Origin of the sequence: Streptomyces sp. NPDC058308 (assembly GCF_042880275.1) — a bacterium.
Taxonomy (GTDB): domain Bacteria; phylum Actinomycetota; class Actinomycetes; order Streptomycetales; family Streptomycetaceae; genus Streptomyces.
This window is the reverse complement of record NZ_JBHVZA010000047.1, coordinates 33,394-43,643: the sequence shown is the minus strand read 5'-3', so window position 1 is coordinate 43,643 and position 10,250 is coordinate 33,394. Positions and strand designations below refer to the sequence as shown.

General features: G+C 70.4%; 11 protein-coding genes. 2 read left to right on the top strand and 9 right to left on the bottom strand.

Features of this window, described 5'->3' with window-relative positions:
- Nucleotides 1-98 precede the first annotated feature (98 nt).
- Genes ACFVYL_RS36045 through ACFVYL_RS36035 form a run of 3 tightly spaced genes read right to left on the bottom strand, consistent with a single transcriptional unit; the run spans nucleotide 99 to nucleotide 1,865 of the window.
- Nucleotides 99-1,268, bottom strand: a complete 1,170-nt coding sequence (locus tag ACFVYL_RS36045) for a cysteine desulfurase family protein (RefSeq protein ID WP_389723930.1) — start codon at nucleotides 1,266-1,268, stop codon at nucleotides 99-101.
- 48 nt (nucleotides 1,269-1,316) lie between these two features.
- The gene (locus ACFVYL_RS36040) at nucleotides 1,317-1,652 is read right to left on the bottom strand and encodes a hypothetical protein (RefSeq protein ID WP_389723927.1); all 336 of its coding nucleotides are present in this window, start codon (nucleotides 1,650-1,652) and stop codon (nucleotides 1,317-1,319) included.
- Between the two features lie 60 nt (nucleotides 1,653-1,712).
- Nucleotides 1,713-1,865 carry a hypothetical protein gene (locus tag ACFVYL_RS36035; protein WP_355816389.1) on the bottom strand — a complete coding sequence of 51 codons (153 nt, stop codon included), beginning with the start codon at nucleotides 1,863-1,865 and terminating at the stop codon, nucleotides 1,713-1,715.
- Between the two features lie 108 nt (nucleotides 1,866-1,973).
- Between ACFVYL_RS36035 and ACFVYL_RS36030 the strand changes: the two genes are divergently transcribed.
- A complete protein-coding gene (locus ACFVYL_RS36030) occupies nucleotides 1,974-2,606 on the top strand; it encodes a TetR family transcriptional regulator (RefSeq protein WP_389723924.1) in 633 nt (210 codons plus the stop codon).
- Between the two features lie 64 nt (nucleotides 2,607-2,670).
- Nucleotides 2,671-3,516: an alpha/beta fold hydrolase gene (locus ACFVYL_RS36025; protein ID WP_389723921.1), complete on the top strand. Its 846-nt coding sequence runs from the start codon at nucleotides 2,671-2,673 to the stop codon at nucleotides 3,514-3,516.
- A 13-nt stretch (nucleotides 3,517-3,529) separates the two neighbouring features.
- On the opposite strand, the gene ACFVYL_RS36020 is transcribed toward ACFVYL_RS36025, so the two are convergent.
- From ACFVYL_RS36020 to ACFVYL_RS35995, 6 genes are all read right to left on the bottom strand, one after another.
- Nucleotides 3,530-4,408: a thioesterase family protein gene (locus ACFVYL_RS36020; protein WP_389723918.1), complete on the bottom strand. Its 879-nt coding sequence runs from the start codon at nucleotides 4,406-4,408 to the stop codon at nucleotides 3,530-3,532.
- 93 nt (nucleotides 4,409-4,501) lie between these two features.
- Complete coding sequence (locus ACFVYL_RS36015; RefSeq protein ID WP_389723915.1) at nucleotides 4,502-5,176, bottom strand: trimeric intracellular cation channel family protein; 675 nt, start codon at nucleotides 5,174-5,176, stop codon at nucleotides 4,502-4,504.
- A gap of 96 nt (nucleotides 5,177-5,272) precedes the next feature.
- Nucleotides 5,273-6,664, bottom strand: a complete 1,392-nt coding sequence (locus ACFVYL_RS36010) for a M1 family metallopeptidase (protein ID WP_389723913.1) — start codon at nucleotides 6,662-6,664, stop codon at nucleotides 5,273-5,275.
- A gap of 121 nt (nucleotides 6,665-6,785) precedes the next feature.
- A complete protein-coding gene (locus ACFVYL_RS36005; protein ID WP_389723910.1) occupies nucleotides 6,786-7,970 on the bottom strand; it encodes an ABC transporter ATP-binding protein in 1,185 nt (394 codons plus the stop codon).
- A gap of 53 nt (nucleotides 7,971-8,023) precedes the next feature.
- On the bottom strand, nucleotides 8,024-9,121 hold the full coding sequence (locus ACFVYL_RS36000) for an ABC transporter ATP-binding protein (protein ID WP_389723907.1): 1,098 nt from the start codon (nucleotides 9,119-9,121) through the stop codon (nucleotides 8,024-8,026).
- A complete protein-coding gene (locus ACFVYL_RS35995; RefSeq protein ID WP_389723904.1) occupies nucleotides 9,118-10,119 on the bottom strand; it encodes an ABC transporter permease in 1,002 nt (333 codons plus the stop codon). The genes ACFVYL_RS36000 and ACFVYL_RS35995 overlap by 4 nt, the downstream gene beginning before the upstream one ends.
- Between the last annotated feature and the right edge of the window lie 131 nt (nucleotides 10,120-10,250).

Here is a 10,250-nt window from a genome sequence, read left to right as displayed (position 1 = left end):
CCTGCACACCTACAACCACCACCGCTGCCACACCGCACTCGGAGGCAAGCCACCGATCACCCGTGTGAACAACGCTGCGGGTCAATACACCTAGGGCCCTAGCTCAGCCCCGCGGAGCGCGCCCGCTCGACCGCCGGGCCGATCGCCGCCACCACCGCGTCGACGTCCGCCTTCGTCGACGTATGGCCGAGCGAGAAGCGGAGGGTGCCGCGGGCCAGGTCGGGGTCGGTGCCGGTGGCGAGCAGGACGTGGCTGGGCTGGGCGATGCCTGCCGTGCACGCGGACCCGGTGGAGCACTCGATGCCCTGCGCGTCGAGGAGCAGCAGGAGCGAGTCGCCCTCGCAGCCGGGGAAGGTGAAGTGCGCGTTGGCGGGGAGCCGGCCCTCCGGGGCGGGGTCGCCGCCGAGGATCGCCTCGGGGACCGCCGCGCGGACGGCGGCCACCAGGTCGTCGCGGAGCGCGCCGATCTCGGTGGCGAACCGCTCGCGCTGCGCCGCGGCCCGCTCACCGGCGACGGCGAACGCGGCGACGGCGGGCACGTCCAGCGTCCCGGAGCGCACGTGCCGCTCCTGGCCGCCGCCGTGCAGCACGGGCACGGGGCTGTACTCGCGGCCGAGCAGCAGCGCCCCGATGCCGTACGGACCACCGATCTTGTGGCCGGAAACCGTCATCGCGGCAAGCCCTGAGGAGCCGAAGTCGACGGCGAGCTGGCCGTAGGCCTGGACGGCGTCGGCGTGCAGCGGGACGCCGAACTCCCGGGCGACGTCGGCCAGTTCGCGGATCGGCATGATCGTGCCGATCTCGTTGTTGGCCCACATGACGGTGGCCAGGGCGACGTCGTCGGGGTCGCGTTCGATCGCCTCGCGCAGCACGTCGGGGTGGACGCGGCCGTACCGGTCGACCGGCAGGTACTCGACGGTGGCGCCCTCGTGCTCACCGAGCCAGTGCACGGCGTCGAGGACGGCGTGGTGCTCGACGGGGCTGGCGAGCACGCGGGTGCGGGTGGGCCGTTCGGCGCGGCGCGCCCAGTACAGGCCCTTGACGGCGAGGTTGTCGGCCTCGGTGCCGCCGGAGGTGAAGACGGTCTCGCTGGGGCGCGCGCCGAGTGACTCGGCGAGCGTCTCGCGGGCCTCCTCGACGGTGCGTCGCGCCCGCCGCCCCGCCGCGTGCAGCGAGGAGGCGTTGCCGGTGACGGCGATCTGCGCGGTCATCGCCGCGATCGCCTCCGGGAGCATCGGAGTGGTCGCTGCGTGGTCGAGGTAGGCCATGGTGGGCACGATTCTACGAGCCGCGCGGCGCCCCATGCCCCGGTGGTATCAGCCTGCGAGACCCCAGGACACGGTGTTGTCCATCGAGACGAGCACGCCGAGCACGACGAGGTCGGCCACGCCGAGGCCGAGACCCAGCAGCGCGCGGCCCTTCCGGTCGGTGCCGCGCCACAGGGCGATGCCCGCGAGGACGATCGCGACGGGCCCGAGAAAGATGTTCAGGACGAGCAGTCCGAGCAGGCCGAGGACGAAGGAGGCGACGGCCATTCCGTTGGTGTCCCGGCGGCCCGTGGGGCGCTCCGGGGTGCGCTCGGCCGTGCTCCCGGCGGCCTCGGTGGTGTCGGCGGCGGTGCTGTCGGCGGTGCGTTCTGCGGTGAGTTCCATGGTGCGACTCCTGACAGGTGGAGGTGTCGTACGGAGCGGATCAGCGGCGCCCGACGGTGGTCAGCGGTGGCGCGCGTGGCGCTCGCGGAGAGCGAAGACCAGGAGCCACACGCCGATGACGACGGCGGCGATCAGGCTGACCGGAAGCGGGGCGTGTGCCACGGAACCCATGGCGACACCCAGTAGCAGAAGGGCGGCGACAAGGAAGAGCATGAGATCCCTCTCGTTCGGTGAACGCTTGTGGTTACAGTTGTTCACTGACTTAGAGAGTACTCCCTCTCCGGCTTTCAAAACTCGGAGAACAGTTGTTAACTGCATGGCATGAGTCACATCCTCGGCACCCGGCAGGCCCAGAAGCAGAAGACCCGGCAGGCCCTCCTCGACGCGGCGCTCCAGCTGCTCGAGGAGCAGAGCCTCAGCAGCCTGGGCCTGCGCGAGGTCACCCGCGCCGTGGGCGTCGCCCCCACCGCCTTCTACCGGCACTTCCGCGACACCGCCGATCTGGGCGTGACCCTGGTCGAGGAGACGCTCGGCAGCCTGCACACGACCCTCACCGCGATGCTGGCGTCCGAGACCGGCGACAGCGAGCAACGCATCGCGGGCACGGTCGAGTTGATAGCCGGGTACGTCCACGCGCACCCCGCCCACGTCCGCTTCATCGCCCGCGAGCGGCACGGCGGGGTCCGGGCGGTGCGGGACGCGATCGGCGCCCAGCTCGCCCTGTTCGCGCGGGAGGTGGCGCAGCAGTTCGCCCTGGAGGCGCCGACCTCGGAGTGGACCGAGGACGATCTGCTGATGCTGGCCGGAATGTACGTCGACCACATGGTGATGACCGCGTCGGCGTTCCTGGACGCGGGGCCCGGGACGGCGCAGGAGGCGTGGGTGGCCGATGTGGCCCGCAGGCAGCTGCGCCTGGTGGGCCTGGGCCGTCGGCACTGGCGGGACGAGGGCTGACACCGCACGGCGCACGGCGTCGGACACTCGACGCCGACCGTAAGGAGCTACTAGCATTACGGTCATGACAGTCGACGCCCGAGGGTCCTGGACCCTCGACCGGACCTTCGCCGGCCCCACCGGCACCGTGCGCTGGGCCTCCTTCGGTCCCGAAGACGCCCCGCCCGTCGTCCTCGTCCACGGCACGCCCTTCTCGTCGTACGTCTGGCGGGCCGTCGCCCGCACGCTCGCCGTCGAACACCGCGTGTACGTATGGGACCTGCCCGGGTACGGCGCCTCGGAGATGCGGGACGGACAGGACGTGTCGCTCGCCGCGCAGGGCCGGGTCCTCACCGAACTCCTCGCCCACTGGGGCCTGGACCGGCCCGCCGTCGTGGCCCACGACTTCGGCGGCTGCGTCGCGCTGCGGGCGCACCTGCTGCACGGCGCCGCGTACGAACGCCTCGCCCTCGTCGACCCGGTGGCGCTCGCCCCCTGGGGCTCCGACTCGTACCGGCTGCTCGGCGCGAACGCCGACGTCTTCAGCCGGCTGCCGCCCGCGCTGCACCGGGCCATGATCCGCGAGTACATCGCGTCGACGAGCCCGCGCGGACTGCATCCGGCCGTGCTGGACCGCCTCGCGGAGCCCTGGTGCACGCAGGAGGGGCAGGCCGCCTTCTACCGGCAGATCGCGCAGAACGACCAGCGGTACACCGATGAGATCCAGGGCCGCTACGGCGAACTGGAGCTGCCCGTCCTGATCTGCTGGGGCACGGAGGACCCCTGGATCCCCGTGGCCAAGGCCAAGGAACTCGCGGCCCTCGTGCCCGGCGCCGAGCTGCGTCTGATCGAGGGCGCCGGCCACCTCGTACAGGAGGACGCGCCCGCCGAACTCACCGGCGAGCTGGCCCGCTTCCTCGGCAGGGGCTAGCTCAGCCGCACCGCTAGCTCAGCCGCACCCGCGCCAGCTGGCGCGACTGGGCCACAAGGCGGTCCTCGCTGTCCCAGACCTCCGCGTCCTCCTCCAGGAAGCCGCCCGCGAGGTTCCGGGTGGTGATCGAGACGCGCAGCGGTCCCGGCGCCGGGCGGTGGCGGACGTGGACCGTCAGCTCCACGGTCGGGACCCAGCCGGTGAGGCCCATCTCGAAGGCGGTCGGCGGCAGCGCGTCGACGGCGAGCAGCAGGGAGAGCGGGTCCGCGTCGCGGCCGTCCGCGAGGCCGAACCAGCCCCGCATCTCCCCCTTGCCGGACGGCTGCCCGAGCGCCCAGCCGAGCGTGGCGGGGTCGAGCTTGAGGAAGAGCCGGTCAGCGATGGCCGAACTGCCGGGCACCGGGCGGTGGTCGGGAGCGTCCTGCGCGCCGAAGCACTGGTCGAGCGGCGGGAGGGCGGGCGGCGCGGCCGTGGTGCGGACGTCGTCGGGCAGCGCGTCGAGGTCCCCGTACGAGGCGAGGACGCGGATCCGCTCGACCTCGCGGCCCTCCTCGTCGTACTGGAAGAGGGAGGCCTGTCCGGTGGAGAGCGAGCGCCCCGCACGCACCACGTCCGTGCGGATCACGGCGGGGCCGGGGGCCGAGGCGGTGAGGTAGTGCGCGGAGACGGTGAAGGGGTCGGCGTGCGGAAGGGCGTCGGCGAGGGCGCGGCCGAGGACGGCGAGGAGATAGCCGCCGTTGACGGCGTTGATGATCGTCCACCCGGCGGAGAGCTCCGTGTCGTAGACGCCGGGTTCGCGCCGGGTGACCACGGTGTCGCGGTCGAACTCGCTGTCGCCGATGCGCGCGGCCGCCGCCGTTTCCGTCGATGCCGCCGTTGCTGCCGTTTCCATGCCAGCAACGTACAACAGGAAACTACTGAGCGGTAGCTTTTCTGTCGCTACCCCCTCTGCCTCCGCCCCTCTGCCGTCGCCCCTCTGCCGCCCTTAGGGCGTCTCCTCCACCTCGGCCTCCACCGCCGTGGAGCGGCGGTGCCAGGCGCGTGGCGCCCGCCAGTGGTAGTGCAGCGCCATCAGCCGCAGCACGAACGTCGTCACCACGGCGAGGCCGCTGGTGAAGGCCGTCAGCTCCTCGAAGCGGATGCACAGGGCGATCATCGTCGCGCCCACGATGGCGGGCACGGCGTACAGGTCACGGTCCCAGCGGACCAGCGACGGCACCTCGTTGGCGACGATGTCGCGGAGCACACCGCCGCCCACCGCGGTCATCAGGCCGAGGGCGGCCGACGCGGTGAGGCCGAGGCCGTAGTCGTACGCCTTGGTCGTGCCCGAGACGCAGAACAGCCCGAGCCCCATCGCGTCGAAGACGTTCACCGCGAGCTGCGTGCGCTCCACCTCCGGGTGGAGGAAGAAGACCAGCGCGGCCGCGAACAGCGGGGTGATGAAGTAGCCGAGGTCGGTGAAGGCGGCCGGCGGCACCGCCCCGATCACCAGGTCGCGGAAGAGCCCCCCGCCCAGCGCGGTGACCTCGGCGAGCACGGCGATGCCGAAGACGTCGAAGTTCTTGCGCACGGCGAGCAGCGCGCCGGAGATCGCGAAGACGAAGATCCCCACGATGTCGAGCGAGTGCTGGACGGAGGGGGTGAACAGATCCAGGAGCACGCGCCATTCTTACCCGCGCGCGCCGCGGGCCCGCCGCCGCCCTCACCCGGACTAGGGGCTTCGCCGACCAGGCCCCTGTCACCGGCTCCACGGGCCTTACGGAAGCGCCGGCTTCCCCTTCGTGAAGAGCCACGTGGCGAAGAGGCCGTCGAGCTGCTCGCCGGAGATCTTCTCGGCGAGGCCGATGAACTCGGCGGTGCTCGCGTTGCCGTACCGGTGCTGCTGCACCCAGGTCTTCAGGAGCTTGAAGAAGTCCTTGTCGCCGATGCGCTCCCGCAGGACCTGGAGGGTCATCGCGCCGCGCTGGTAGACGGCCGAGGCGAACATCGTGTCGCGCTGCGGGTCGCCGACCGTGATCTGCCAGAAGGCGGAGTCGGCGGGGCGGGAGCCATAGGCGGCGCGGAAGGCGTCGTGGGCGGACTGGGTCTTCTTGTGCTCGGACCACAGCCACTGGGAGTAGGTCGCGAAGCCCTCGTTGAGCCAGATGTCCTTCCACTTGCCGACCGAGACGGAGTCGCCGAACCACTGGTGGGCCAGCTCGTGGGCGATCGTCGACTCGCTCCGGACCGCGGAGTAGACCGGCTTGGTCTGGGTCTCCAGGGAGAAGCCGGCCTGCGGCATGTCGTCGACGATCGCGCCGGTCTCCTCGAAGGGGTACGGGCCGAACACCTCGGACCAGTGGTCGGTCACCTCGGCCGTGATGCCGTACACGTCGACGTTGCCCGTGGGGAGCGTCGGGTCGATCGCGACGTAGATCGGCGTGCCGCCCGGGGTCTTCCCGGTGCGCACGTCGAACTTCCCGATGGTGGCGGTCGCGAGGTAGGTCGCCATGGGCTTGGCCGAGCGCCAGTGCGCGACGCGCTGGCCGCCCTTGTCGTACGTCCCCACCAGACGGCCGTTGGAGACGGAGGTGAGGCCCTTGGGCGCCTTGATGCGGATGTCGAAGGCGGCCTTGTCGGAGGGGTGGTCGCTGGAGGGGAACCAGGTGGAGGCGGCGTTGGGCTCGCAGGCCACGAAGACGCCGTCGCCCGTCTTCATCCAGCCGTAGTCGGAGCCGAAGACGATGGGGCCGCTGAGCGCCTCGGGCACCCCGCCGTAGGTGACCGTCACCGTGAAGTTCTTGTTCTTGCGCAGGGCCTCGCGCGGCGTGATGCGGATCTCGTCGCCGGTGCGCGTGAACCGGGCGCGTCTGCCGTTCACCTCGATCCGGGTGACGTTGAGTTTCTGCAGGTCGAGGTCGAAGGACGACAGGTTCTCGGTGGCGCGCGCGGTGATCGTGGTGCGGCCGTCGAGGCGGTCGGTGTCGGGGTCGTAGGCGACGTCGAGACCGTAATGGCGTACGTCGAAGCCGCCGTTGCCGAGCTGGGGGAAGTACGGGTCGCCGACGCCGTCGGAGCCGGGGTGGGGCGCGGGGGCCGCGGCGATCAGACAGAAGGAGAGCGCCGCGGTCGCGAGCGCTCCCAGACGTGCCGAACGGGAGAGTGCCATGAGTCTTCCCTTCGAACGCGTTCCGATGGGGTGTCCGAGGAAGCGGACACGCAGACTCTGCACTCTCCCGTCAGGGCATGTACATGACCTAGGACGCGTACTTTGCCCGGGTCAACTTGCCTTATGACTCAGTCGACTTCTGACCCTCGTCCTTCGTCACGTCGCCCTTGGAAACGACAGGCTCCGGTTCCGCAGACGCCTTCGCGGCCGTCTCCTCCGCCTTCGGCACCACCGTCACCACCTCGATCGCCTCCTTGGCCACCGCGAGCAGCTTGGTGTCCTCGGGCGCCTGGTCGTCGGCGTTCTCCGGGTGGTGGCACGCCACCTGGTGTCCCGTGGCGAGCGCCGTCAGCGGCGGCTCCTTGGTCTTGCAGATCTCCGTCGCCTTCCAGCACCGCGTGTGGAAGCGGCAGCCGCTGGGCGGGTCGATCGGCGAGGGGACGTCACCCCGGAGCAGGATCCGCTCGCTCTTGACGCCGCGCCGCCTCGGGTCCGGCACCGGCACCGCGGAGAGCAGCGCCTTGGTGTACGGGTGCATCGGCGTGGAGTAGAGGTCCTTGCGGTCCGCCAGCTCCACGATCTTGCCGAGGTACATCACCGCGATGCGGTCCGAGACGTGCCGGATGACCGACAGGTCGTGCGCGATGATCACGTACGTGAGGCCGAGCTCGTCCTGGAGGTCGTCCAGGAGGTTGACCACCTGGGCCTGGATGGAGACGTCCAGGGCCGAGACGGGCTCGTCCGCCACCACGAGCTTCGGGCGCAGCGCCAGCGCCCGCGCGATGCCGATGCGCTGGCGCTGACCGCCGGAGAACTCGTGCGGATAGCGGTTGTAGTGCTCGGGGTTGAGCCCGACGCGCTCCAGCATCTCCTGCACGGTCTTCTTCACGCCGCCCTCGGGCTTGACGCCCTGGAGCTTGAAGGGCGCGCCGACGATCGTGCCGATGGTGTGCCGGGGGTTCAGCGACGAGTACGGGTCCTGGAAGATCATCTGGACGTCCCGGCGGAGCGGACGCATCCGGCCGGTGTTCAGGTGCGTGATGTCCGTGCCCTCGAACTCGACGCGGCCGCTGGTCGGTTCGAGCAGCCGCGTGATCAGCCGGCCCATCGTCGACTTGCCGCAGCCGGACTCACCGACCACGCCGAGCGTCTCACCGGGGCGTACGTCGAAGGAGAGCCCGTCGACCGCCTGCACCGCCGCCTCCTGGCGCTGGAGCAGCCCCTTCTTGATGGGGAAGTGCTTCACCAGGCCGTCGACCTTGAGCAGCGGCTCGGGCGAGCTCTTCGTCTGCGCCGGGATCGTCATCTCCTGGCCCTTCGCAGTGCCTTTGGGGTTCTTATGGTCCTTCGCGGCATCGTTCACAGCTTCGGCGCAATCTCTTCGGTCCAGATCCGGCCGCGCTCGTCCTGCGACATGTGGCAGGCGGAGTAGTGCCCGTCGCCCACCAGGCGCAGCTCGGGACGCTCGCTGCGGGTGATCTGGTCCTTGGGGATGTCCGCGTAGGGACAGCGCGGGTTGAAGGCGCAGCCGCTCGGCAGGTTGATCAGGCTGGGCGGGGAGCCCTTGACCGGGATGAGCCGCTCGGTCTCCTCGCGGTCGATGCGCGGCATCGAGCCCAGCAGGCCCCAGGTGTAGGGGTGCTGGGGTTCGTAGAAGACCTTCTCGGCGGTGCCGCGCTCGACGCACCGGCCGCCGTACATGACCAGGAGCTCGTCCGCCATCTCGGCGACCACGCCCAGGTCGTGCGTGATCATGATGACGGCGGAGCCGAACTCCTTCTGCAGATCCCGGATGAGGTCGAGGATCTGCGCCTGGACGGTCACGTCGAGGGCCGTCGTCGGCTCGTCCGCGATGAGCAGCTCGGGGTTGTTCACCAGGGCCATCGCGATCATCGCGCGCTGGCGCATGCCGCCGGAGAACTCGTGCGGGTAGGAGTCCACGCGCTTGTCGGGCTGCGGGATGCCGACCCGGTCGAGCATGTCGATGGCGCGCTTGCGGGCCGTCTTCTTGTCGACGTCGTTGTGGACCCGGTACGCCTCGGTGATCTGCTTGCCGATGGAGTAGTACGGGTGCAGCGCGGAGAGCGGATCCTGGAAGATCATCGCCATCTCGCGGCCGCGCAGCTTGCGCACCTCGTTGGGGTCGGCGGTGAGCAGCTCCTTGCCGTCCAGCCAGATCTCGCCGGAGATCTGCGCCTTGCGGGCGCCGTACTGGCCGGCGGTGTGCAGGCCGAGGATGCCGAGCGAGGTGACCGACTTGCCGGATCCCGACTCGCCCACGATGCCGAGGGTCTTGCCCTTCTCCAGCTGGAAGCTGAGCCCGTCGACGGACTTGACCACGCCGTCGTCGGTCGGGAAGTGCACCTTGAGGTCGCGCACCTCGAGGAAGGCGGAGGGAGCGGGCGAGTCCGCGACGGGCTCGCCCACCGCTGCTCCGCTCTTGGACAGTTCGGTCATCCCAGCCTCACTCGCGGGTCGATGACGGCGTACAGAAGGTCGACGACGAGGTTGGCCACGGCGATCGCGAGCGCCGCGCACAGGGTCACGCCGAGAATGACGGGCAGGTCCTTGCTGCTGATGGCCCTGACCGCTTCGAGGCCGAGCCCCGGCAGGTTGAACGTGGACTCGGTGAGCACGGCGCCGCCCATCAGGACACCGAGGTCCAGTCCGAAGACGGTGAGGATCGGCGTCATCGCGGAGCGCAGCGCGTGCTTGCGGATGACGGCGGCCTCGCCGAGACCCTTGGCGCGCGCGGTGCGGATGTAGTCCTCGCCGAGCACTTCGAGCATGGTGGCTCTGGTGAGGCGGGCGTACATCGCGGCGTTGAGGAAGGCGAGGACGATCCACGGCAGGATCAGCGTCTGGAGCCAGACGCCGGCCGAGTCGTCGGTACTGAGGCTGTCCGCGATCTTCACCCAGCCGAGGTTGTGGACGAAGATGCCCATCGCGATCATGCCGGTGAAGAAGACGGGGAGCGAGACGCCGCCGAGGGCGACGGTCATCGCGGAGCGGTCCCAGATGGAACCCCGCTTGAGGGCGGAGACCACACCGGTGGCGACACCCGCGGCGAGCCACAGGACGCAGGCGCCCGCGGCGAGCGCGCCGGTGACGGGCAGCGCGTCCTTGAGGGTCTCCCAGACGGGCGCCTCGGTGCGGAAGGAGTAGCCGAAGCAGGGCGCCGGGCAGTGTGTGACGTCACTGCCGTTGACGTAGTCACGCCCCATCGGGATGCCCTTGATGAACTCCCAGAACTGGACGAGCAGCGGGTCGTCGAGCCCCAGTTTGGTCCGGATGCCTTCGATCTGCTCGGCTCCGGTGGCCTTGCCGGCGAAGAGGACGGCGATGTCCTGTCCCGCCCACTTGGGCAGCATGAAGAAGACGGTGAAGGTCGCGAGCAGTACGACCAGCACCATGATGATTACGGCGATCAGGCGCCGGATGAGATAAGCAAGCACTGTGCGCGGCCCGGCGGTGGCCGGAGCCCCCTTGTGAGGAGCTCCGGCCACCGCCCGGGGCCATCACCTGCCCTTCGGACTGGCGGGATTCGGCGGCGGTGGAACGAACAACTACTGGCTCCCTTGCGGGA